The 22848-nt window shown below is 69.3% G+C and carries 19 protein-coding genes and 1 pseudogene; 8 read left to right on the top strand and 12 right to left on the bottom strand.

Annotated elements, in window-relative coordinates; all coding sequences use genetic code 11:
* Positions 1-2 precede the first annotated feature (2 nt).
* From ACZ8ZB_RS03705 to ACZ8ZB_RS03695, 3 genes are all read left to right on the top strand, one after another.
* Positions 3-1265 carry a serine/threonine-protein kinase gene (locus ACZ8ZB_RS03705; RefSeq protein WP_470736282.1) on the top strand — a complete coding sequence of 421 codons (1263 nt, stop codon included), beginning with the start codon at positions 3-5 and terminating at the stop codon, positions 1263-1265.
* 136 nt (positions 1266-1401) lie between these two features.
* On the top strand, positions 1402-4653 hold the full coding sequence (gene drmD, locus ACZ8ZB_RS03700) for a DISARM system SNF2-like helicase DrmD (protein ID WP_470736281.1): 3252 nt from the start codon (positions 1402-1404) through the stop codon (positions 4651-4653).
* The gene (locus ACZ8ZB_RS03695; protein WP_470736280.1) at positions 4650-8969 is read left to right on the top strand and encodes an Eco57I restriction-modification methylase domain-containing protein; all 4320 of its coding nucleotides are present in this window, start codon (positions 4650-4652) and stop codon (positions 8967-8969) included. Before drmD ends, ACZ8ZB_RS03695 begins: the two co-directional genes overlap by 4 nt.
* Before the next feature lie 85 nt (positions 8970-9054).
* Here ACZ8ZB_RS03695 and ACZ8ZB_RS03690 read toward each other — a convergent pair whose 3' ends face one another.
* The 3 genes from ACZ8ZB_RS03690 to ACZ8ZB_RS03680 all read right to left on the bottom strand — a co-directional run bounded on the left by ACZ8ZB_RS03690 (position 9055) and on the right by ACZ8ZB_RS03680 (position 11473).
* Positions 9055-9261, bottom strand: coding sequence for a DUF397 domain-containing protein (locus ACZ8ZB_RS03690; RefSeq protein WP_470736279.1), 207 nt, complete (start codon positions 9259-9261; stop codon positions 9055-9057).
* Positions 9258-10118, bottom strand: coding sequence for a helix-turn-helix domain-containing protein (locus ACZ8ZB_RS03685; protein ID WP_470736278.1), 861 nt, complete (start codon positions 10116-10118; stop codon positions 9258-9260). The genes ACZ8ZB_RS03690 and ACZ8ZB_RS03685 overlap by 4 nt, the downstream gene beginning before the upstream one ends.
* 440 nt (positions 10119-10558) lie before the next feature.
* Positions 10559-11473, bottom strand: a complete 915-nt coding sequence (locus tag ACZ8ZB_RS03680) for an NmrA/HSCARG family protein (protein ID WP_470736277.1) — start codon at positions 11471-11473, stop codon at positions 10559-10561.
* Positions 11474-11574: 101 nt separating this feature from the next.
* On the opposite strand from ACZ8ZB_RS03680, the gene ACZ8ZB_RS03675 reads away from it, so the two are divergent.
* The gene (locus tag ACZ8ZB_RS03675; protein ID WP_470736276.1) at positions 11575-12207 is read left to right on the top strand and encodes a TetR/AcrR family transcriptional regulator; all 633 of its coding nucleotides are present in this window, start codon (positions 11575-11577) and stop codon (positions 12205-12207) included.
* A 183-nt stretch (positions 12208-12390) separates the two neighbouring features.
* Positions 12391-13109, top strand: a pseudogene (locus tag ACZ8ZB_RS03670) (transposase).
* A 36-nt stretch (positions 13110-13145) separates the two neighbouring features.
* Here ACZ8ZB_RS03670 and ACZ8ZB_RS03665 read toward each other — a convergent pair.
* Positions 13146-13592, bottom strand: a complete 447-nt coding sequence (locus tag ACZ8ZB_RS03665; protein WP_391663498.1) for a DUF6086 family protein — start codon at positions 13590-13592, stop codon at positions 13146-13148.
* Positions 13593-13916: 324 nt separating this feature from the next.
* Here ACZ8ZB_RS03665 and ACZ8ZB_RS03660 point away from each other — a divergent pair, with 324 nt between their 5' ends.
* Positions 13917-14204 carry a hypothetical protein gene (locus ACZ8ZB_RS03660; protein ID WP_470736275.1) on the top strand — a complete coding sequence of 96 codons (288 nt, stop codon included), beginning with the start codon at positions 13917-13919 and terminating at the stop codon, positions 14202-14204.
* A gap of 19 nt (positions 14205-14223) precedes the next feature.
* Here the strand turns inward: ACZ8ZB_RS03660 and ACZ8ZB_RS03655 are convergent, their stop codons facing one another.
* A complete protein-coding gene (locus tag ACZ8ZB_RS03655) occupies positions 14224-14430 on the bottom strand; it encodes a DUF397 domain-containing protein (protein WP_470736274.1) in 207 nt (68 codons plus the stop codon).
* A complete protein-coding gene (locus ACZ8ZB_RS03650; protein ID WP_470736273.1) occupies positions 14427-15284 on the bottom strand; it encodes a helix-turn-helix domain-containing protein in 858 nt (285 codons plus the stop codon). The genes ACZ8ZB_RS03655 and ACZ8ZB_RS03650 overlap by 4 nt, the downstream gene beginning before the upstream one ends.
* Positions 15285-15460: 176 nt before the next feature.
* Between ACZ8ZB_RS03650 and ACZ8ZB_RS03645 the strand changes: the two genes are divergently transcribed.
* Entirely contained in the window at positions 15461-15931 is a 471-nt protein-coding gene (locus ACZ8ZB_RS03645) for an ATP-binding protein (RefSeq protein WP_470736272.1), read from the top strand.
* 185 nt (positions 15932-16116) lie between these two features.
* Here ACZ8ZB_RS03645 and ACZ8ZB_RS03640 read toward each other — a convergent pair whose 3' ends face one another.
* From ACZ8ZB_RS03640 to ACZ8ZB_RS03615, 6 genes are all read right to left on the bottom strand, one after another.
* Positions 16117-16689, bottom strand: a complete 573-nt coding sequence (locus ACZ8ZB_RS03640) for an SUKH-4 family immunity protein (protein ID WP_470736271.1) — start codon at positions 16687-16689, stop codon at positions 16117-16119.
* Between the two features lie 17 nt (positions 16690-16706).
* The gene (locus tag ACZ8ZB_RS03635) at positions 16707-18245 is read right to left on the bottom strand and encodes a WXG100-like domain-containing protein (protein ID WP_470736270.1); all 1539 of its coding nucleotides are present in this window, start codon (positions 18243-18245) and stop codon (positions 16707-16709) included.
* 73 nt (positions 18246-18318) lie between these two features.
* Positions 18319-18882 carry an SUKH-4 family immunity protein gene (locus ACZ8ZB_RS03630; protein WP_470736269.1) on the bottom strand — a complete coding sequence of 188 codons (564 nt, stop codon included), beginning with the start codon at positions 18880-18882 and terminating at the stop codon, positions 18319-18321.
* 9 nt (positions 18883-18891) lie between these two features.
* Complete coding sequence (locus ACZ8ZB_RS03625) at positions 18892-20472, bottom strand: WD40 repeat domain-containing protein (RefSeq protein WP_470736268.1); 1581 nt, start codon at positions 20470-20472, stop codon at positions 18892-18894.
* Positions 20473-20570: 98 nt separating this feature from the next.
* Complete coding sequence (locus ACZ8ZB_RS03620) at positions 20571-21449, bottom strand: SUKH-4 family immunity protein (RefSeq protein WP_470736267.1); 879 nt, start codon at positions 21447-21449, stop codon at positions 20571-20573.
* 180 nt (positions 21450-21629) lie between these two features.
* Entirely contained in the window at positions 21630-22292 is a 663-nt protein-coding gene (locus ACZ8ZB_RS03615; RefSeq protein WP_470736266.1) for a hypothetical protein, read from the bottom strand.
* A 145-nt stretch (positions 22293-22437) separates the two neighbouring features.
* On the opposite strand from ACZ8ZB_RS03615, the gene ACZ8ZB_RS03610 reads away from it, so the two are divergent.
* Positions 22438-22788, top strand: a complete 351-nt coding sequence (locus ACZ8ZB_RS03610) for a deoxyxylulose-5-phosphate synthase (RefSeq protein ID WP_470736265.1) — start codon at positions 22438-22440, stop codon at positions 22786-22788.
* Positions 22789-22848: the final 60 nt, after the last annotated feature.

Here is a 22848-nt window from a genome sequence, read left to right as displayed (position 1 = left end):
CGATGCGGCGAAGCCTGGGACGGTACGAGCTCACCCGTGAGCTGGGCCGGGGCGGCATGGGAGTCGTGTGGGCGGCGCACGACCCGGTCCGCGGCGGCGAGGTCGCCGTGAAGCTCCTCGCACCGCGCGAGGGAGCCGTGGACTTCACCTCCCTGGAGCGCCGCTTCCTGCGCGAGGCGCGCCTGACCGGACGGCTGCGCCACCCGGGCATCCCCGCCGTCCACGACCACGGCAGCCACGAGGGCCAGCTCTACCTCGTCATGGACCTCGTCCCCGGCCGGGCCCTCGACGCCGTCCTCGAGAGCGACGGCCCGCTCCCCGTCGAGCGGGCCGCGGACCTCACCCGGCGCACGGCCGAGGTGCTCGCCCACGCCCACGCCGAGAGCGTCGTGCACCGCGACCTCAAACCGTCGAACCTGATGCTCACCCCCGACGGCGAGCTGAAGGTCCTCGACTTCGGCGTCGCCGCCGCCCTGGACCCGCAGCCCGGCGAGACCCGCTTCACCGCGGCGAACGGCACGCCCGGCACGGTGATGTACATGGCCCCCGAGCAGGCCGTGGGGGAGACGGTGCCCGCCAGCGACCTCTACTCGCTGGGCTGCGTCCTGTACGAACTGCTCACCGGCGCCCCGCCCTTCGCCACCGGCAGCCAGTTCCTGCTCTACCACCGGCACGCGCACGACCCCGTGCCGCCGCTCGACGAGCGCCGCCCCGGCGTCCCGGCCGGACTGAGGGAACTGGTGGAGGCGCTGCTGGAGAAGAAGCCCGAGGACCGGCCCGCCTCCGCGGCCGAGGTGGCCGCACGGGCGGCCGCCTGGGCGCCCGCCCCGGCGGGCCCCGCGAAGCCGCTGGTCCCGCACCCCCGGCTGGCCGAGATCGACCGTGTCCGCCGGGCGGGCCGGCCCGCCCGCGCCCTGGAGGAGTACGACGACCTCCTGGCCGCCCCTGGTCTCGGCCGGGCCGACGTCCTCGCCGCCCGCGCCGGACACGCCCTGTGCGTGGGGAGCCTCGGCCGCACCCGTGAGGCGCTGGACGAACTGAGGTCGGTCCTCGCCGAGCAGCGCAGCCTCCTCGGCCCGGAGGACCCCGGCGTGCTGGACACCCGCTACGAGATCGCCGTCCTGCTGGCCCGCACGGGCGAGCGCCACGCGGCCAGGGAACTGCTGAGGCGGCTGGCCGACGACGAGGACCGGATCCTCCCCGCCCCCGACCCCCGGCACGGACGCGCCCGCACCCTGCTGGACCGGCTCGGCCGCATCGCCTGACCGGCCCCGCACGCACATTTTCGTAATCTATGTTCACAGTTAATTTTGCGTGTTACGCTGCGACCGCGCCGCCCGGAGGGGAGACGGGACACCGTCGACGGACGGCCGCAGGAGACACCCGAGGGGAACAGCGCCCATGACGCCAGCAGCTCAGCGCGAGACCGAGCGGACCGGGGCCGAGCGGCTCCCCGAGGAGGGCAACCTCGTCGAGGTGCGCGGCCAGTCCTGGGTGGTCGCCCGCGTCGAGCCGTCCCCGGCCGCCGACGCCTTTGACGGCGGCGGGGAGCGCAGGCCCGCCACCCTCGTCCACCTCCAGTCCGTCGCCGACGGCCGCTTCGGCGACACCCTCTCCGTCATCTGGGAGGTCGAGCCCGGCCGCCGCGTCCTGCCCGCAGGATCCCTCCCCGACGCCTCCACCGGCGCCTACGACTCCCCGAACCGCCTCGCCGCGTTCCTCGACGCCGTCCGCTGGTCCGCCGTCGCCTCCGCCGACGCCAAGACCCTCCAGGCCCCCTTCCGCTCCGGCGTCGCCGTCGAGCCGTACCAGCTGGAGCCGGTCTCCCGCGCCGTCGGCGCGCCCCGCGTCAACCTCCTCCTCGCCGACGACGTCGGCCTCGGCAAGACCATCGAGGCCGGACTCGTCGTCCAGGAACTGCTGCTGCGCGGCCGGGCCCGCCGCACCATGGTCGTCTGCCCGGCCGGCCTCACCCTGAAGTGGCGCGACGAGATGGCCGAGAAGTTCGGCCTGGAGTTCACCATCGTCGACTCCGAGCACTGCGCCCGCCTGCGCCGCACCCACGGCACCGCGGCGAACCCCTTCCGCGTCCACCCGCTCACCATCGTCTCCCTGCCCTGGCTGCGCGGCCAGAAGGCCCAGCGCCTCCTCGACGAGGTCATCGGCGCCCCCGAGGAGAGCCCCGACGGCGAGCACAAGCGCTTCTTCGACCTCCTCGTCCTCGACGAGGCCCACCACGTCGCCCCCGCCGCGCCCAAGCAGGTGTACGCGGTCGACTCCCAGCAGACCAAGCTGATCCGGCGGCTCGTCCCGCACTTCGAGCACCGCCTCTTCCTCTCCGCCACCCCGCACAACGGCTACCCCGAGTCCTACACGGCCCTCCTCGAACTCATCGACGACCAGCGCTTCGCCCGCGGCGTCGACCCCGACAAGGAGGCGCTCAAGGACACCGTCGTACGCCGCCTGAAGTCGACGGTCACCAACGCCGACGGCACCCCCCGCTTCCGCACCCGCCGCACCCGCGAACTCCCCGTCGACTACACGCCCCAGGAGCGGGCGATCCACGAACTGCTCGGCTCGTTCGCCGAACTGCGCCGCAAGAAGCTCACCCCCACCGCCCGGGGCGGGCGCCGCGCCGCCGACCTGGTGACCCTGCTGCTGAAGAAGCGCCTGTTCTCCTCCCCGGCCGCCTTCCTGCACACCGTCCAGGTCTACCTCTCCCACCTGGAGGACACCGGCGGCCCCGCCCGCGGACGCTCGGCCGCCGCCGAGGTCCCCGAGTGGCTGGAGGAGTTCGCGGACATGGTCGCCGACCTCGACGACACCGGCCTGGTCGACGCCGAGGACGACGCCCTGACCCGCTCCACCTCCCTCACCCCCGCCGAGGACGGACAGGAACTCGACCTGCTCCAGGAGATGGAGCGCTGGGCGCTGACCCACGAGGCCGCGCCCGACTCCAAGGCGGAGGCGCTGATCGACGAGATCAAGGCCATCTGCCGCCCCGACGGCAAGAAGTGGACCAACGAGCGGATCGTGGTCTTCACCGAGTACCGCGACACCCAGGAGTGGCTGTACGACCTCCTCCAGGCGGAGGAACTCACCGACGGCGGCCGCGTCGAGCGCCTGCACGGCGGCCTGTCCGCCGAGGAGCGCGAGCGCATCCGCCTCGGCTTCCAGACCGAGCCGTCCCGCCCCGAGGGCAAGGTCCGCATCCTGCTGGCCACCGACGCCGCCGGCGAGGGCATCGACCTTCAGAACCACTGCCACCGCCTGATCAACTACGACATCCCCTTCAACCCCAACAAGCTCGAACAGCGCATCGGCCGCATCGACCGCTGGGGCCAGAAGAAGGACCCGGAGATCACCCACTTCATCGGCTCCGGCTGGCAGCAGGCCCAGGCCGGCTCCTACGAGGCCGACCTGGAGTTCCTCTCCCGCGTCGCCAAGAAGGTCGCCCGCATGGAGCACGACCTCGGCTCCGTCAACGCCGTCCTCGCCGACGCCGTCCAGCGCCGCATGACCGGCGACACCGCCCCCGTCGACATCGAGAACGCCAGGCCCAAGCCCATCAAGGGCCGCCGCACGGGCGGCGACGTCGCCCCCGAGCAGAACGTCACGGCGCAGACGAAGCGCCTCGCCGACCAGTACGAGGAGACGGTCGGCACGCTGGGCCTGACGCCCGTCAACGTCAAGCGCGTCGTCGACACGGCCCTGGCCCTCGACCACCAGCCGCCGCTCGTGCCGTCCACGGTCCGCGCCGAGGAGTTCGAACCGGGCGACCTCTTCGACGTGCAGCCGCTGTCCGGCAGTTGGGAGCGGGCCACCCGCGGCCTCGCGCACAAGCTCCGCGAGGGCGAGCAGCGCCCGCTCACCTTCTCCCCGCAGGTCGCCGCGCAGGGCGGCGACGACGTGGTCCTCGCCCACCTCAAGCACCCGCTCGTCGCCCTCTCCACGCGCCTGCTCACGGCCGCCGTCTGGAACGCCGACTCGGTCGGCCTGAGCCGCGTCACCGCCGTCGTCACCGACGACCCGGCCGTCACCACGACCCTCGTCTCCGCGTACGCCCGCTACGTCCTCGTCGGCACGGACGGCACCCGCCTCCACGAGGAAGTCCTGTACGCGGGCGGCTGGTTCGGCGACACCGGCCGCTTCCGCCGCTGGGAGTCGGTCGGGGAGCAGGGCCGCGTCCTGTCCCAGGCCCTCACCCGGGGCACCGAGGCCGCCCCGCACCTGCGCAGGGAACTCACGGAGGCCTGGCCGAGGCTCCGCGACCCGCTCTACCGCTCCCTGGAGGCCCGCGCCGCCGAACTCGGCCGCCAGCTGGAGAGCCGCCTCGCCGACCGCCGGGCGGAGGAGGAGCGCCGCATCACGGCCACCCTCGACCGCTTCGAGAACACCCTGCGTACCAAGCTCAAGGAGGAGGGCGACGGCGAGGGCGAACAGCTCGCCCTGCTCTCCACCCACGAACTGACCGGCCACGAGCGCCGCCAGTTCGAGGAGGACCGCCAGCGCTGGCGGCACCGCCTCGAAGGCCTCCCCGCCGAGCGCGAGCGCGAGCTGGCCGCCATCGCCGCCCGCTACCGCGAGCCCCGCTCGCACCTCTTCCCCGCCGCCGTCGTCTTCGTCGTCCCCGCAAAGGAAGCCCGCCGATGAGCCCCCGCCGCCCCATGAGCCGTGGAGTAGCCGCCGCCAAGGCCCAGGCCGCCGACGGCCGCCGGCAGCACCAGGAGTGGCTGGACCTCACCGAGGTCTCCGGCCCCTTCCTCACCATGCCCGTCCTGCTGCGCGCCTGGCCCCAGCTCGACGCCCTGGAGAAGGAAGAACGCGCCCGCCTGCGCGCCCACCACGCCGACTGGCAGACCGACACCGTCGCCGGGCGCGACGCGTGGGTGGCGTACGTCCTGCGCCGCCTGCTCGGCTGGGACGACGCCCTCACCTTCCGCGAGGGCGAGTCCGAGCACCACGGCCTGGACCGCCTCACCCTGCGCGTCGCCGAGCACAACACCGAGGTCCGCCCCGACTTCGCGCTGGTCGAGCCGGGCGCCGACCTCGCCGCCGAGCCCGACGTGGACTCCGCCGCCAAGCGCGTACGGCTCCTCGGCGTCACCGTCCCGGCCGGCACCGCGCCCACCGCGCGGGCGGGCGGTGGCGGCGACTGGGCGGCGGCCCCCGCCGACCGCCTGGCCCGCCTGCTGCGCCACCACGGCGTCCCGCTGGGCCTGGTCACCGACGGCCGCTGGTGGTGCCTGGTCTGGGCCCCGCTCGGCGGCGTGACGACGACGGCCGTCTTCGACTCCATCGGCTGGAACGAGGCGGCGGAGCGCAACGTCGTCCGCGCGTTCGCCTCCCTGCTGAGCCGCCGCCGCTTCTTCGAGTACGACGAGCCGGAAACCCTGGTCGGCCTGCTCAAGGCCAGCCTCGCGGCGGGCGAGGACGTCACCGAGGCACTCGGCGTTCAGGTCCGGCAGGCCGTGGAACTCCTCGTCGACGCGATCGGACGGGCGGACGTGCGCGCCGTCGAGAACGGCGCGGCAGGACTGCACGCGTCGGGGGTGCCGGCGGGCGAGATCTACCGCGGCGCGGTCGCGGTGATGATGCGCGTCGTCTTCCTCCTCTTCGCCGAGGAGCGCGGCCTGCTCCCGGCCGACAACGAGGTGTACGCCCGCTCGTACTCCGCCCGCTTCCTGCGCGACGAGCTGAAGGCGCGGGCGGACGAGGAGGGCGAGACGTCGCTTGAGCACACGACGTCCGCCTGGCACCGCCTGATCGCCCTCTTCCACGCCGTGCACGGGGGAGTGGACCACCAGGGCTCCGGCTTCCGCCTGCCCGCCTACGACGGCTCGATCTTCGACCCGGACAAGTACCCATGGCTGGAGCGCACCACCCCGCTTCTGCCCATCGACGACCGCACGGTCCTGCACATGCTCCAGGCCGTGCAGGAGGTCCGCGTCGGCAAGGGCAAGGACCGCGAGGTCCGCACCCTCAGCTTCCGCGCCCTGGACGTCGAGCAGATCGGCTACGTCTACGAGGGCCTGCTGTCCTTCGACGGCCGCCGGGCCACCGAGCACATGGTGGGCCTGATCGGCCCGGAGGGCCTGGAACACGAGGTCCCGCTGCGGGAGCTGGAGTCCCTGGCGGCGAAGGCGGGCGGCTCGCCGAAGACGCTGGCCAAGTCCATCCACGAGAAGTGGAAGGACCCCAAACCCCCGGCGACGGCCGGCCAGTTGGAGAAGAAGCTCGCCCCGCTGGGCGCGGAGGACGCGGCCGAGGCCCGTCGCCGCCTGAACGCGGTGACGAAGGACGCGGCCCTGACGGAACGGCTGCTCCCCTTCGTCGGCATCCTCCGCGACGACCTGCGCGGCCTGCCGACGGTCATCCCGAACGGCGCGCTGTACGTCACCGAGTCCTCGCTGCGGAAGAACACGGGCACGCACTACACGCCCCGCTTCCTCGCGGAGGAGGTCGTGCTGCACGCGCTGGAGCCCCTGGTGTACGAGCCGGGCCCGCTCCAGACGGCGGACACGGGGGAGTGGCGCCTGAAGTCGGCCGACCAGATCCTGGACCTGAAGGTCGCGGACATCGCGATGGGCTCGGCGGCGTTCCTGGTGGCGGCCTGCCGCTACCTGGGCGACCGCCTCATCGAGGCCTGGGAGAACGAGGGCCGCACGGACGCGATGGTCTACCGGGCGGGGCGTGCGGTGGACGCCGTGACGGCGGCCGACGCCGAACAGGACCCGGTGGTGGTCGAGGCCCGCCGCCAGATCATCGAGCACTGCCTGTACGGCGTGGACATCAACCCGATGGCCGTGGAGATGGCCAAGCTGTCGCTGTGGCTGGTGTCGATGGACCCGGGACGTCCGTTTACCTTCCTGGACGACCGTTTGGTGGCGGGTGACTCACTGCTGGGCGTGCACAGCATGGAGCAGCTCCAGTCCGTGCACATGAAGCCGGGGCAGCAGACCGACATCCTTGCCGAGCAGGCGCGGGAACTGGTGGACCAACTGACGCGCGAGCGCCTGGCGATCACCGCCATCAAGGGCGTCGACCTGCCGGCGCTTCAGAAGAAGCGGGAGCGGCTGGAAGAGGTCAACCGGCATTCGCGGCGGCTGCGGTTGGTGGGTGACCTAATCGCGGGGGCGGCGCTGGCTACCTGTGCTTCGGGACGGGTGCCGTGGTACGAGGAAGACGGGGGCGAGCGAGTCAGGGATCTGTTCCCGCGCGCTGCATGGATTGTTCAGCAGATCGTTGCGGACGGTGTCGAGGACGATCCGGACGTGGTCCGTAAGGCACGGGCTACGGCGGAGGAGTGGCTTGCGGCGGAACTTCCGGAGGGACTGCTGGAACGACGGCCGGTGCACTGGCCCTTGGTGTTTCCAGAGGTGTTCTCGCGGAGGGGTGGGTTTGATGCGATCGTGGGTAATCCTCCGTTCTTGGGCGGGCAGAAGCTCACGGGCGCGATGGGGGAAGCGTACCGGGAGCATTTGGTACTCCACCTCGCCGGGGGAAAGCGAGGTAGTGCTGACCTGGTGGCGTACTTCGAACTGCGAGCGCATGAGCTGTTGAACGGGGCGGGTCAGACCGGGTTGATCGCGACGAACACGCTCGCGCAGGGGGATTCAAGGGAAGTTGGCCTCGATCAACTGGAGGCGCAGGGCGTCACCATCCGGCGAGCCATCAAAAGTGAGGCTTGGCCTGCGAGTTCGGCAGTGCTGGAGTACTGCGCGGTATGGACGAGTCGGGCCGGGGTAGCGGATGAGGCTACGCGCATGCTAGACGGGGTGGCGGTACCGAACGGGATCACGACGTCGCTGAATCCGGGGACGCGGGAAGCAGCTTGGGTGGTGGCACTAGAGGGGAACGGAGGGGTGGCGTTCCAAGGGGCGATCGTGCTGGGCCTTGGCTTCACCCTGCCTGAGTCGGAGGCTCGATGCTGGATCAGTGAGGATAAACGGTACGCGGAGGTACTGTTCCCGTATCTCAACGGGCAAGACATCAATAACCACCCGAAGCACGGGACCGAGCGTTGGGTTATCGACTTTGGGACGCGCAAGCTTAGTGAAGCTAAGGAGTACCCGAAGGCGTACGAGCAGGTTCTGCGGAAGGTGAAGCCGGAGCGGGACCTGAACAACCGGAAGGTCTACCGAGACTATTGGTGGCAGTACGGGGAAAAGCGTCCGGCGTTGTTGCGAGCTATCGCGCCGCTGGAGCGGTGCATTGTAATCACCCTCGTAAGCAAGGTCGCCATGCCGGTTATGGTGCCAACTGGCCAGGTCTTCTCGCATATGCTCGGCGTCTTCGTCTCCGACGACCCTGGCCTCCTCGCCATCCTCAGCAGTGCCCCGCACTACTGGTGGGCTATTGACCGCGCTTCCACCATGAAGGGTGACCTCCGGTACACCCCCACAGACGTTTTTGAAACCTTGGTCCGCCCCCCGCTCACGTCTCGCCTACGCTCTGCTGGAACTCGCCTTGACGCCTACCGTCGAGACCTGATGCTCGCACGCAACATGGGCCTCACCGCCACGTACAACCTGGTTCATGACCCCAAGTGTCAGGACAAGGAAATTGTCGAACTCCGTAGCATTCATGAGGAGATCGACGAGGCCACCGTCGAGGCGTACGGCTGGCATGACCTCCTGGATGACTCCGGGCGGACTTCACCCACTGACCCGACCCACGAAAGATTTCCGTTCGATCACGGCTTCCATAAGACTGACCAGGGCATTCGTTACACCGTCGGTCCACTTGCCCGGACCGAAATTGTCGACAGATTGCGTCAGTTGAACCATCAGGCGTACGCCGACGAGGTTCACCTCGGTCTACACAAGGGAGTAACGGACAAGAAGGCGCGGGAGAAGCACCCCGATTTGCCCCCGCCCTCTTCCGAGGCCGCGCGGAAGCGCAAGGAACAGCTGGCCGAGCGAGGTGAGTCGGATTTCGGTGAGGGCGCCGAGGGCGCCCTCTTCTGAGCCGGCGGCATGACAACGGGCTGGTTCACGTCACCTCAAGTGATGTGAACCAGCCCGTTGTTCCGCTCGGAAGTACTGGTCGGCGCTATCCCGCCGTGAGCGCGACGAACGCCGCCCACTCGTCCCGGCCGACCCGCAGCACTGGCCCGTCGCCCGCGGCCTTGGAGTCCCGTACGTACACGGCGTCGAGACCGGTAGCCACCTCCACGCAGTTACCGCCGTCGGATCCGCTGTAGCTGCTCTTGAACCAGTGCAGCCCGTCCACGTGCTCGGCCATCCGCTCCACGCTCATGTTTCTCCCACCATCCGCTCGATGAGTCGCGCAGACTCCTCGACGTTCAAGGCCTGCGATCGCAGCTTGCCATATCGCAAGGCGAAGGTACTGACCTCGGTGGGCTCCGAGACGACGCATCCGACACCCTGGGACTCGAAATATCCGAGGTGCTTGTGATCCTGGGTCTCCACTACCACGAACGCACCGTTCTTACCGGGGTGGAAGCCCCGGCAGGCGGGCACGACCTGGACCTCCACGTTCCGCAACGCGCCCACTTCGAGGATGCGTTGCCACTGTTCGCACATGACCTCGGGGCTGCCCACCGGATCGCGTAGCGCCTCCTCGTTGATGATGAAGGAGAGCTCCGTGAGCGGCACCCGATCCAACAGCTTCTGCCGCCCGAGCCGCGCTTCCGTACGTTGGTCGATGATCTCCTCGCTCAGCGGTGGGCAGTGCCCGGAAAACACAGCCCGCGCGTACGCCTCCGTCTGCAACAGCCCCGGCACGAGCAGTGGCTCATAGTCGCAGCGGCTGACCGCCTCCGCCTCAATCAGCGCGAAGTTGCGGAAGAACCGGGGTAGTTTCGCCCGGTCCACCTCGTCCTGGAGCACCTCCAGCACTCCACCCGCCTCCAGCACCCGGTCCGCCGCCCGTGTGAACGCCGCCTTCGCCGGCCGCCGCCCCTGCTCGACCGAGGCGACCTGCTCCAGCGAGTAGTCGATGGCCTCCCCGAGCTGCTGCTGGTTCAGCCCGGCCCGCTTGCGCAGATGCTGGAGCAGCCTCCCGTACGCCGCCCACGCCCCCGGCAGATCACCCCCGCCCTCCTCCTTCGCCTTCCCCGTCCGACCGCCCCGTGTCTCCCGCACCGTGCTCATGCCTCACGTCCTTCCGTCCCGCACCCCGCTCACCCGCACCGCAGCGACGCTCAGCCCGCCGCCGGGACCTTGTTCAACGCGCGTCGCAACGACGGGGGCACGGCCCCGGACCCGTACAACAGCCGTACGGAATCCCGTACAACCAGAGGCAGTGAGCTCTTTCAGCGTGGCCACTGATCGGGTGACGGGCTGAGCCGGAGCACGTAGTTGTCATACAGGCAGGCTTGCTGTCACCGTTGGTTTCGACCAGGCAGTGGTTGCGATAGACGAATCGGTGGTCGGTCGTCACCGTCTCCGGAGTGAAGAACGGCAGGCCGGCCAACGGGTGCCCGGCGAATTTGGCAACCACCGCGGCGGGGATGCCGGGACAGGGCCACTCCAACTTCTCGCCCCAGTCCGCTCCGGCGGGCGCTGCCGAGCGTCACAGCGCCGGATACGCCCTAGCCGGGCACGGGTGTCAGCTGTTCATCCGCCCACTCGGCGAAGGTGGTGACCGGGATGCCCAACTCCCGGGCAAACTCGGGCCGGGCGGGCTGGAGGACCGCGTTGTTCCACTCGTGTCCGGCTCCCCACGCCGGCATGCCCGCGTCGAGGGCCTCTTCCAGGCTCATGGAGGGTGCGGTCACGGGCACGCCCCAGGCGGCGGACAAGGTCTGCGCGATCTGCTCCATCGTGCGCAGGTCACCGGCCAGTTCCAGTTCCACTTGGTGAAACCGGTCAGGGTCTCGCAGGGCGTGCGCCGCAGCCGTGCCGATGTCCCGCACGGCCACCAGGGCCAGTTCGCTCTCCGGCTTCAGTACCGTCAGCAGTCCGCCGCGCGGCCCCTTGGGGGCCAGCAGGGGCAGGTTCTCCATGAAGAAGGCGGGCTTGATCACCGTCCAGCGGGCAAAGCCCGCACCCCGCACCGCCTCCATGATCGCCTGCTTGGTGTGGAAGTAGTCCGCCATCGCCGCCCAGCGGCCCTCCGCCCAGCCGGCGGCCCGGGTGTGCTCACCGACTCCACTGGTCGAGGACTGCACGAAGTGCCGTACTCCCTCAGCCTTCGCCGCGTCCACCAGGTTGGTGGCTTGGGCGAGCTCGCCCGCGAAGTCCACGCTGGTCTCGGTCATGGGCGGCATCTGCACCGAGAACACCGCGCGGACTCCCTCGACCGCTGGGCCGAGGGAGTCCCGGTCGGAGAGATCCGCCCGCACCAGTTCGGCGCCCAGCGCCTCGATCGCTTGGGCGGACTTCGACCGCGGATCGCGTACGAGTGCACGTACGGGCACCTCGGCGGCCAAGAGTGCGCGGGCCGTGGCCCCGCCTTGCCGGCCGGTGGCTCCGGTGACCAGGACGGTATCGCTGTCGATGGGCATGGTTGCTGCTCCTCACGGACCGGAGAAAGGAAACGGCGGGGCCCGCCGCTTTGCCTGCCGCTAAGATATGGCGGGGCCCGCCGTTTAGCAATGAGGAGATCATGACCGGTCAGCGCTCGGACGCCCGACGCAACTACCAGCGCATCCTCGCCGTCGCCGAAGCCGAGGTCGCCGCGCACGGCGCCGAGGCATCCCTGGAGCAGATCGCCCGCACCGCAGGCGTCGGTTCGGCGACCGTGCGCCGTCACTTCCCCACCCGCCGTGCCCTGCTCGAAGCCGTCTTTCAGGAACGCATCGAGGGCCTATGCGAGCGCGCCCACCGGCTGAGTGCGACCGAGGACGGCCGCACTGCCCTCCTGGAGTGGCTTCACGCCCTCGTCCTCTACGCCGTTTCAGCCCGCGGATTCGCCAACACCCTCAGCTATGAGCCTCCCGCCGAGGAACCCTCCCCGCAGTCCTGTGGCAACAGAATCGCAGCGGCCGGAACTCCCCTGCTCCAGCGGGCCATTCGCGACAAGGCGGTTGCACCGCACGTCACCTTTCACGACCTGCTGACCCTCGCCGTCGGCATCGCCCTGGCCACCGAGCACCACAAGGACCCCGAGACCCAGGCCGACCGCCTCTTCCGCCTCGCTGTCGAAGGGATCAGCCCTGAGCACGGCATCGCTGAGGTATCCGAGAACTCAGGATCTTCGGTACTGGTGACAGAAAGTCTGCCGAACGGGCGGTTGTGACAAGTGGGATGCCTCATCGGTGACAACCAACGCGCCTCGCCCGGTCCTCTCCGCCAGCTCATCCGGCGTCACCGGTGACAACTCCCGAGCTTCGGCTCACGGGCTGGCTTCCCGCAACGCACGAAGCTCCCGTGGCGTTGATGGAGGTGTTCTACCTCTCAACCCACCGGCGCGGGAGCCTCGCTGGTCGTCCATCTTGCCGCACTCGACCTGCCTCACGCCCTGGTCGAGTGGGGCACCATGCCCATCGTCACCCATGAGGGTGACCGACGCTGCAAGCTGCCGCCGCATCAGCGTGCCCTGGTCGGCCTGGTGCACCTGCGCCAGCACGACACCCTGGCGCAGATCGCGGCCGGTTTCGGGATCTCGGTCGGCACCGCTCACTCCTACGTCGCCGCCGTCATCCATCACCTGTCCAAGAAGGCGCCGGGCCTGTTGCGGGTGCTGCGGGAGGCCGATCCCGAGTACGTCCTGCTGGACGGCACGCTCGCCGAATGCGACCGGGTCGGCGACAGCCGGGCCGACTACTCCCACAAGCGCCGCCGTCACAGAGTGAACGTGCAGGTCGTGACCGATCCCCTGGGCAGACTGCTGTGAATCTCACCCACGCTGCCCGGCCGCACCCACGACCTCACCGCGGCCCGCACCCACCAGGTCATCCGGATCTGCGAACGCTAGGGCGTCCCCGTCCTCGCCGACCGCGCCTACACCGGCGCCGGCCCCGCCGGGAACTCACACCGACTCGACGCACGATGAACCAGGCACTGTCAGCGGCACGAGCACCGGTCGAGCGGGGTGTCGCAAGGCTGAAGTCCTGGCGGATCTTCCGCAGGGCCCGATGCAGCCCGAACCGCCTGTCGTCAATCACCGCAGCCGTCCTCACCCCGGAGCGTCAGCGCTGAAAACGCTCAGTGAACGACAGTGTCGGGTGAACCGGTTCAGCGAGCCATCCAGCGGTCCACCTCCCGCGCCCGCGTGTCCAGGGCGTCGACGACGGCGGCCGACGAGACCCGGGCATCGCCGGGAACCTGCACGTCGCGTCGGACACCACCCCACGCCTGGTCGGCCTCCGACGCGGGCCTCTCCACCTCGATCCCCGCCCGCCGCGCGAGCGCGACCGCTGTCGCCGCGAACCCCTCGGAGAGCGCGAGGATCACGGAGTGGCTCGTCCCGCAGTGCCAGGCGACGAGGCCGCGCACGAACTCCGCGTACGCGACCGGATCGACGTCGAGTGTGTCCGGGTCACCCCAGTGCTTCCCCTGGCCGATCCCCGAGGGCAGCCCGAGTTCCGCCTCGAAGACCTCCACCTGCCGCATGAAGAGGCGGCCGGCACCGTTCGACGGGTTCCACAGCGTCTCGTCACCCAGCTCGAAGTACATGCTCATCGTCGATCTCCCTGTTCCGGCCCAACCGCTCTGGCGCAGGGTAGGTGTTCAGGTGTTCGGTACGCACTCGGGTAAGACGCGGCCTCGGCGGGTCGCCGCTCGTTGCCCGGTCGCGCCACGCCGGGCAGAGGGGGTGGAGCGAATCTCCAACCGGTCAGCCCGCTCACCTCGCTTTTTTGCGCCCTTCAGGCGGGAAGAACGCTCCCATCACCAGCCGACAGGGCTACAGAGAAGCCCGGATTCGGGGCCGGTAGAGTGCGGATCTTCGGGAGGTGCAGGCCCCCGGAGTCCCAGAGGTGACACATCCTGATGATCCGGCAGTGGATGAGTGATGACTCCGACACCGCAGTGCACGAGGCATGGAGCCTGCCCGCCGCCGATCACCAACCGGACGGCTTCGCCGTCCGCGGCGACCGGGCCGTGCTGACCCGCCGCGACCACAACCGGCGGACCGTCGAGCTCACCCGCGCCGAGTTCGACGGCACCACCTGGAAGGCAACCGACCGCCGCACACTGCGTGTACCCGGCCGGGGCGTCGGACGCTGCGGCCAGGCCCGCGACGGCACCCTCTGGCTCCGCACCGGCGACACCTGGCTGCGCGTCGAGGTGTGAAGGGCTGAACGCGCCGGGACTACCGGGTCGCGTGTGTGACGAACGCGGCCCACTCGTCCCGTCCGACCCGCAGCATGGGACCGTCGGCCGCTGCCTTCGAGTCCCGTACGTACACGGCATCCGCGCCGGCGGCTACCTCGACGCAGTCGCCGCCGCTCGTTCCGCTGTAGCTACTCCTGAACCAGGCGAGTTCGCTGGACTGCTCAATGCCCTGATCGGTGCTCATAGCTCCCCTGCCATGCGCTCGACGAGACGGGAGGACTCCTCGGTGCTGAGGGCCTGCGTGCGCAGCATCCCATACCGCAGGAAGAACTCGCTGACCTCGTTCCGGTCCGACCTGACGCTCACCACGTCCTGTGCCTCGATGTAGACGAACTGCTTGCGGTCGGTCGATTCGATCAGCACCATCGGCCCGTTGAGCCCGCTGTGCGCACCCCGGGCCGTGGGTATGATCTGCAACTCGACATTGCGCGTCTTCGAGCACGCCAGTAGATGCTCCAACTGTTGCCGCATGACAATGGTGTTCCGCACCACGCGCCGGATCGCTGCCTCCTCCACGATGAACACGAAGACCATGGGCGGGCTCTTGCGGCTCAACAACGCCTGGCGCGCAAGACGAGCCGCCACCCTCTGCTCGACGATGTCATCAGGCAACGGAGGGAAGTGCGCTTCGAGTAGCGCCTGTGCGTATGCCTCGGCCTGCAACAACCCCGGAATCAGAAGCGGGTCGTACGAGAACCTGCTCACCGCCTCGGCTTCCAGGAGGGCGAAGTCCTGGAAGAAGACAGGGAGTTTTGCCCGGTCCACGTCCTCCTGGAGCACCCGCAGCGCCCCGCCCGCCTCCAGCACCCGCTCCGCGGCCTCCGTGAAGGCCGCCTTCGCCGGTCTCCGCCCCTGCTCGACGGAGGCGACCTGCTCCAGCGAGTAGTCGATCGCCTCGGCGAGGGCCTGCTGGGTGAGGCCGGCGCGTTCACGGAAGAGGCGGACCAGCTTGCCGTAGGCGCTCCAGGCCGCCGGACGTTCCTTGTCCGGTCCGCGCCGGCCGGTGGTCCCGCATTCCCGCTGGGTCGTCCTGCCCATCGCGCCCCCTCGTGCCGCACGGCGTTCCGTCGTGAGCGACAACGACCGATCCGGTGTTCCGGCCACGGGCCGCACCCGTACACCTGCCGTACGAACCCGTACAGCGGCCGTACCGCGTGACCGGGTACGGAGGTCCGACCTCGCCCCCGCCGTCCGCGTGACGGGACGGTGACCCTGTGAAGTCGACCAACACCAGGGTGGAACCGTCCACCGGCGCCCCCCACCTCACCGTCCGTCTCAGCAGCACCGCACGCGGAGCCCGTCTCGCCCGCCGCCTCGCCGGACAGCAACTCGCGACCTGGGGAATCCCGTACGACTCCGGGACGTCACAGGCCGTCGCCCTCGTCACGGCCGAACTGGCGGCCAACGCGGTCACCCACGGCCGCACTCCCGGCCGGGACTTCCGCCTGACGCTGCTCCTCCTGCCCGAGCACGGCGCCGTCCGCGTCGAAGTGACCGACACCCGCCCGGAGCGCCGCCCCCGCGACCCGGCGGCCGAACCGGCGGCGCCCGACGCCCCGTCGGGGCGTGGACTGCTGCTCGTCGCGGCGTACGCCGAACGATGGGGCTGCGAGGTGCGGGACGCGTACACGAAGACCGTCTGGGCGGACCTGACAGTCGTCGGTCCGTCCTTCCTCCGCACGTGAAGAAGCCTGCCGGCTGAAGGACGCCCACGGTGAGCGGGTTCTCCCCGCACGATCATGGCCCGACACGCGGCCATGGACTCCGCGTCATGGAAGGGGCTTGAGGTTGGGTGACATCCCATGTCCGCCCGGGACCCTGGCCGTCGTCGACGGCGTTCGTCTGGAGGCGTGGAGTGGAGAGGTCCGTCTCAGCCCCACATTCCGAAGCCAATTTCTTCGAAGAGCCTGCTCCACTCACTTTCTTCATCAGCGAAAGGGGTTTCGTCAACCTCGTGAATCTGCTGTCTCATGCGCTCCACGACGCGGGCGCGTTCACCCTCTTCGTCCACCGGAAGTCCCTTGTATTCACTCTTTCCGTGCTCCAGGACGATGAGGGAATGAACGAATGAGGAAAGATCCGCGTTCATCGCGGTATAGCTCTCCTCCCCTTCGGGGAAGGAGTAGACTCGCCCATCGCTCGGGTCGATGGCGATCGTTGCATAGTTGAAGACTCCCAGAATTTCCCACCCTTCGGATTCGGGCGGGCATTCTGCGCCATCTGCCTCGAACACGGTTCTCAGGCTCGGCTTGTTGTCGATCCTCTCCAGGGACTCGTCCTCGAGGTCCAAGCGGCTCGAGAAGAACGAACTCTCCGGCAAGCCGACATCTGACAGGAAGTGCGCCACCTCACGCCGCATGTGGCTGTCGGTGGAGCGAGGGAAGTATGTGACGCAGGCAAGGCCGAAGCTGTCAACCACCTGACGTGGTGTGATGCGGATCAACAATTCTCTGTCTCCTGCTAAGGGTGTCCTTGTTGTCTGTGTGCGCGTGCCAGGTCCCTCATGTAGTCACGGTGCTCCTTGTCTCTACCGCTGGTTCTGTCTTTCTGGTCGTAGTCATTGGCGTATTCTACCTCCAGCTTTGGATTCTTGGATTTGAAGTACTCGTCCAGCCACTGATCACACTTCGGGGACAGTTGGCACGGTTCCCTCTCGGTGTATATCTTGGTGATGTTCTTCTCTTCGCCGTGCCGGAGGACCGGATAGCCTATGAGGCGCTCCGAATGTGGACCTTCGCTGTCGCCTACGAGGATGATGGGTTTCTTGCCGTCGGAGGGCAGGTACTCGGCAGCTGCAAAGTTGGTGCCCCCGTAATCCTTTTTGGCGAAGCGGGCTATTTCCGTGGCGCGCGACAGGGGAGTGCTGCCCGGACTGATTTTCGTGGAACTGACCTTGGGGCCTTTGCGCCCCGAGGGGACCGGATAGGGGTTGCCCCGCTTCGGGGCGCGCCATATGGTGCCATCCGTCTCAAGTATGTTCCATATCCCTGATTTGTCCGCCTTGGAAACGCTGCCCACGGTGCCGTCCGGCATCAGCTGCTGAACTGATCCGTCGGCGTTGAGCAGGTACATCGGCACAACCCCGCTGTCGCAGGCGTCGATGTCCCTCTTGGTCTTCTCGTCCTGCTCCTTGTGATGCTTCTTGCCCTTGTCGATCGCCCCGCCGTGCTTCTCCAGCACGTCGACCGTCTCGTCGGCCTTCTTGTCGACGGCGTCCTCGCACTTGTCCAGGACGGTGGCGAGCTTGTGGAAGCGGCTGTCCTTCTTGACGGAGGAACGGCGTTTGGCGCCGCCGGTCCTGTGGCCGCCCTTCTTCTTCTCGAAGTTCTCGCGAGTCGTGCCGTAGTCGCCGGAAGCCCGGTCGAACTCGTCGAACTCGATGACCAGGTCCTGGGCCATGTCCGAGCCGCCGGCCGCGTAGTGAGACACGTCCTCGTCGCCGGCGTCGAGGCGGTCGGTGAAGACATCCTCGATCTTGGCGAGGATCTTGCCCTCGATGCGGTCCGTGACGATCGCGGTGATCCTCTCGACCGCGTAGTCGATCGCCTCGTTCAGGGCGAGTCGGCAAGCGGCGATCGCCGCCGCACTGAGGAGGCCGCTGAGGCCGACCGTGAAGAACATCCCGATGACGCCCGCAGTCGCGGCGGCGGCCGTGGCGGTGAGTTCGGTGATGCAGGCCACCTTGCAGCCCTCGATGAACCCGGCGCAGTCGTCGAGGGCGTCGCCCAGGTCGTCCAGGGACTCGGCGAAGGTGGACAGGTCCTTGGTGGTGAGCTTGCCCCAGCGGCGGTCCAGTGCGTCGACCGTCTTGCCCTTGCTTCGGCCGCCGACTATGTGCGAACAGGCTTTGTTTCCCTCGGCTATGACGTCCCGGATGCCTTCGGCGAGGTTGCGGTAGTCCTTGGCGGTGTCGCGCACCTCATCCTCGTCGATGTTCGGCCACTGCACACCGACCAGGTCAAGGACCTCGACGAGCTCATCGGGCAGCTTCTTGCCCACGCGTCACATCTCCCCCATGATCACCTCCCTCCACCTTCGCAATCGAGCGTGTGTACGTCAATTGGGATTTTGTTCAGTTGTACTTCTGTTGACGGGCCGTCACGAATTTCACCTCACTTCCCAACATCACACACCCATGGTGATCTCGCCGATGCCGCGGCCCACTCGCCCTCTGGGTGTGCAACTGCAGTGGGTCGCCCTGCGTGACCTGCTGCTGAACCCGGTCGACGGTGGCCTCCTGCCCGCGCGGCGTCCTTGTGACTGCTGTCCCGGGCAGCATCCTCGGCAGCCAGTGGACGGTGTACGCGAGGGACGACACATCCGCGTGCAGCACCCCGGGACATCGAATCCCCGGCAGGCAGGTTGCCCAGGTGATCCCGTCCTTCGCCTCCTCGCACACGTGCCGTTGCCCGCCCTGCACGGCTTCAAAGGCACGGTGGTGCGCATCAGCGCCGGGTGCTCCGGTCTCCGCCTCGGGCATGGAGGGAACGCCGACGTCGCACAGGAAGCCGAGCGTCGGTCCCGCTGAGCCCGGCGCTTTCGCGTGGTCGCGTACGCAGCGCTCAACTCGGCCGGGACCGAGCCGGCTCAGCAGTTCCCGATGGGAGAGGCTGTGAGCATCGACGACTTCACGCACGCGGCCCCGTCAGACCGGACGCAGGCACGTCAACAACTCGTCCGTGCCGATCAACAGTCCCTCCGTACGCGTCAACGCCAACGCGTTCACCGGCTGTCCGGGATGGAAGGTGCGTCGCTCAGCGGTGTCCAGGCGCCGGTACTCGACAAGGCCGTCCGTCCAGGCGATCGACAGGGCCACGCCGGATGTCGTCATTCGCGCCGCCAACGCGCGTACCGAAGAGGCGCGTTCCGCCACCGGCACGTCTGCCGGCTTGTTGCCGGGTCCCCACACGCGCACCCGGCCGTCCGTTCCCCCGCTGTACACCAGGCTGATGTCCGGTCCCGATTCGGCGACCGGTACGTCCGCCGACGCCAGGGCTGTGACCGGACCCTCGTGCAGGTGCTCAGCCGGCAGAACCCGACCGGGGTCGGTGAGGAAGGCGACGTACACCCTTCCCCTGTGATCTGCCACGGCCACCGCGCGCTCGGAAGCCGCGAGTGCGGTGATCTGCGTGTGCGTCACGGCTTTCGACAGGGCCTCGATCGTCTGCTCTCCGGCGCCAGGGCCGTCGTCGAGGAGCGCGGCCAAACCGGAGGGGCGGGGCACGGTCGATTCTCGGTGGGTGTGCAAGCGCCCGTCGCTGTCGAGCACCACCACCGTTCCGTCCGGCAGAGAGACCAGGCCGAGGGCGTCGGGCGCGAGGCCGGGCAGGCGACCGGCCGGGATGGCGTCGGAGCACGATATGGACCGGAGGGTGCCCTGGTGGTCCGTTAGCAGCAGCTGCTCCGGGAGCGGCCCCGAGGTGACTGTGAGAGCCGTGACCGGTCCCGGCCACGGTGGTGTCACGTCCCCGCGTACTCGGGACCATACCGACCGCCATGGGGCCTTGGCCGCGAGTCGCTCAAGTGCGGGGCTCAGGCGTGGATCGGCTCCGTCACCGAGGGCGGCCAGCAGGACCAGGGCCCGGTCGGCTGGTTCCTGATCGCGCGAGAGCGACTGCCCTGCGCGCAGCCACGCTCGCCTCAGTCCGCCTCGCGGTTCCGTGTCCGCTTCATACGCTGACGTCACCTGGTCCGGGTCCGCCGTGCAGACCCCAACGGGATCGTCCAGGTCCAGGGGTGCAGATGTCTCCTCCGGACCCGGTGTCGTCGACTCGCGTCGCGTGGAGTGAACCGCCCGCCATGCCTTGGCGCGGGCCAGGTCCGTCCACTGAGGGTCGTCGAGGTCCATCTCGGCTGGGGCGAGCGCCTTCAACGCTGATATGGCCTCATGGCCGGTCCGCGCCTCCACTGAGATCCGCACATGCTCCAGGCCGACCAACGCGCCGACCAGGTCGGCCAGGGCGTACGGGTCGGTGGCCGCGTGGAGGTCCGGCAGGACGAGCACCGTACGCCGCCGGTCGGCCGACAGACCGACGAGCAGTTCTTCCGGCGCCCTTGCCACCAACCCGAGTTGATCGGCCAGGGTCCACAAAGCCGTTCGTACACCCTGTCCGGCCAGTGGGACGAAGCCGTGTACCCGGCGCTCCGGCGCCGTACCGGGACGGGTCCCGTGTGCCACCAGCCACGCCAGCAACTGCGACTTCCCGCAGTTCTCGCTCCCGGTCACCAGGCACAGGCGGGGTGCCGCCGGGTCGGCCAGCCAGCCGAGCAGCGCCGCACCGGCCGGTTCGCGGCCCGCAGCGGGGCGGGCCCAGGTGTCGGCGGTCAATTGCGGCTCGCCTGCTGGGCGGTGTAGGTGATCAGTTCCTTCAGGCCCCGCTCCCGGGAGTCGGCGTCCTCGCCGTAGTCGAAGCTGTGCGTGAACTCCGCCTGAGGGCAGGCCTGCTGCAGCCACACCGCGCAGTAATGTCCCGGCATCATGCACGGCTGCAGCTCGCAGTACACCCGCCGGACGCGGTCCGCCGGGACTCCCTCCGACTCCAGCCGCCGCCGGATGATCTCCTCGGGGTGGAGGCGTCCCGGTCCGGTGGCCTCTGTGACGATCTGTTTCTCCCCGGCCTCGTCGACGTATTCGAAGGCGGCCGAGAAGGGGAAGTTGAGGGTGTGCCGTACGTCGTCCAGGACACGCGGCCACCAGTTCTCCCGTTCCGCGAAAGCCGAGGGGTCGATGGTGCGCAGCTCCTCGTTCAGCTCCCGGAAGGCTGCGGCGGCCTCCGGCAGGTCCGGCGCGGCGGCGATCGTGGGCAGGGCACGGTCCAGAGCCGCGAGGCAGACGATCAGTGAGGGGAGATCGGTGGCGACGAACATGTCGGCTGCCTCCGCGGCGAGGAAGACCGCCTGTACGGCCCCGTCCGGGCGTACGCAGAGCTGCGCCAGCCGGTCGTGGCCGATGCGCGCCCAGCCCTCCGTCCCGGCCGGCACTTGCTCCGCACCGTGGTGTCCCGCGTAGGTCCCCAGCAGCACGGCGTCCGTCTCCTCCGCGGCGCGGAAGTACGGGGCGACGTGGACCGGGATGCCGGTCTCGGTCAGCAGCCCGCGCGCAGCCTCGGGAAGCCGCAGGCCATAGGCGCCAGTGAGGGAGAAGCGGCGCATCCCGGCGGGGCCGAAGTGGGCGACGGCCTGATCTGGTGAGGGGACGGACATGGATGAACCTCACGGCACAGTTCGAACAAGTGGTCGTTCTCACCTTACTGATCGTCTCAGAGTGAGACGCGCAAGCCGGGCAGCTGTCAGCCGTCGAGGCGTTGAAGGATCTGTGTGAACTCGTCGTCCGGGATCAAACCGGTGAGGAGCCGGGTCATGCTGCTGAGGTCGTACCGTGCGTCAGCCGACTGCCTCCGGCCGTCGGGACGACGCGGAGGGCGGGCCCTGTGCGGGGAGGACCAGGGCGCGGGCGAGGGCCGACGTCACCGGGGCTGCGTGGTCCGGCAGTTGCCGGACGGCCCACGCGGCCGCCAGGGCCAGGAACCCGGTCAGGTCGCGCTCCGCTCCGGTGAGCAGGTGCCGCAGGTTGTCGGCGGCGAGCTCGATCACGGGGCTGTCGTTCCGGTCGGCGTCCACGGTCAGGCGGACGGCGTCGCCGTGGCGTTCGGCGAGCGGGGACGGGTCGTGGCCGAAGGAGGCCCATCCGTCCCCGTCGAGGACGTCGAACCAGTCGCCGCGTTCCTCGAGGCCGTTGCAGCAGCCCGGCAGCAAGGTGACGCCTGAGGCGGTGTCCGTGACCTGCAGGCCACCGGAGGCGAAGAGGTCGTCCATGGTGAGCAGCCCGTGCAGGAAACAGCCGAGCGGGTCCGCGGGCCGCGGCGGGCGGTCGTCGTCCGGTACGACGTCGTTGTGGGCGGCGATGCTCATGACCGCCGTGCCGACCTCGGCGGGAGCGAGCGCGCCGCTGAGCGGCAGAAAGCCGTACGGCTCGATGCCGGCGACCGGCCAGAGCGTGAAGCCGGCGGGATCGGAGACTTCGAGGACGGGCTGCAACACGATCACCCGGAGAGTGTGCGGCACGTCGTCCCCGTTCCGCACGGCCACAGTGCGACAGCCACCGTCCGTGAGGCTCCCCGAAGACCTCCAGGGAGTACCCCGACTCCTAAAATGCGTCGAGCCCTGCACCGGTGCCGCCTACCCTTGCCGCATGGGCCACGGAAAGACCTCCTACGTCTGCCTGCCCTGTCGGGCCTCGTACAAGCAGCCCTACGACAGGGACAGGCCGCACCGCACCTGTCCCCGCTGTGCGGAACCGCTCGTCCACGCGGGATCGGCCTTCGCCGCGCCGCCGCGCCGGGACACCCGGGCCTGGAGGGTGCTGTCCGTCCTGCTCCACGCGGGTGTCCGCTTCCACAAGAGCTGCTGCGGCGGGCCCGGGTACCGTCCGCGCACGTTGAGGGAGGTGCGCGCGCGGATGGAGTACGCCCGCCGGACCGGCGAGCCCTTCGCCAAGGCGCTCGTGCGTTACGAGGTGCCGCGACGGAGGGCCCGGACCTGAAGCGGTTCGCGCCGCCGCCGACCGCCCCCGTCGACGCCCGCGGAAAAGGTCGCCGACGAG

The organism is Streptomyces sp. 12E (genome assembly GCF_055633275.1).
Note: the sequence above shows the minus strand (reverse complement) of the source record. Positions and strands in the feature narration are given on the sequence as shown.

Coding starts and splice junctions, on each gene's coding strand:
- ACZ8ZB_RS03705 (WP_470736282.1), top strand. CDS start 3: ATGCGGCGAAGCCTGGGACGGTACGAGCTCACCCGTGAGCTGGGCCGG.
- drmD (WP_470736281.1), top strand. CDS start 1,402: ATGACGCCAGCAGCTCAGCGCGAGACCGAGCGGACCGGGGCCGAGCGG.
- ACZ8ZB_RS03695 (WP_470736280.1), top strand. CDS start 4,650: ATGAGCCCCCGCCGCCCCATGAGCCGTGGAGTAGCCGCCGCCAAGGCC.
- ACZ8ZB_RS03690 (WP_470736279.1), bottom strand. CDS start 9,261: ATGAGCGTGGAGCGGATGGCCGAGCACGTGGACGGGCTGCACTGGTTC.
- ACZ8ZB_RS03685 (WP_470736278.1), bottom strand. CDS start 10,118: ATGAGCACGGTGCGGGAGACACGGGGCGGTCGGACGGGGAAGGCGAAG.
- ACZ8ZB_RS03680 (WP_470736277.1), bottom strand. CDS start 11,473: ATGCCCATCGACAGCGATACCGTCCTGGTCACCGGAGCCACCGGCCGG.
- ACZ8ZB_RS03675 (WP_470736276.1), top strand. CDS start 11,575: ATGACCGGTCAGCGCTCGGACGCCCGACGCAACTACCAGCGCATCCTC.
- ACZ8ZB_RS03665 (WP_391663498.1), bottom strand. CDS start 13,592: ATGAGCATGTACTTCGAGCTGGGTGACGAGACGCTGTGGAACCCGTCG.
- ACZ8ZB_RS03660 (WP_470736275.1), top strand. CDS start 13,917: ATGAGTGATGACTCCGACACCGCAGTGCACGAGGCATGGAGCCTGCCC.
- ACZ8ZB_RS03655 (WP_470736274.1), bottom strand. CDS start 14,430: ATGAGCACCGATCAGGGCATTGAGCAGTCCAGCGAACTCGCCTGGTTC.
- ACZ8ZB_RS03650 (WP_470736273.1), bottom strand. CDS start 15,284: ATGGGCAGGACGACCCAGCGGGAATGCGGGACCACCGGCCGGCGCGGA.
- ACZ8ZB_RS03620 (WP_470736267.1), bottom strand. CDS start 21,449: ATGTCCGTCCCCTCACCAGATCAGGCCGTCGCCCACTTCGGCCCCGCC.
- ACZ8ZB_RS03610 (WP_470736265.1), top strand. CDS start 22,438: ATGGGCCACGGAAAGACCTCCTACGTCTGCCTGCCCTGTCGGGCCTCG.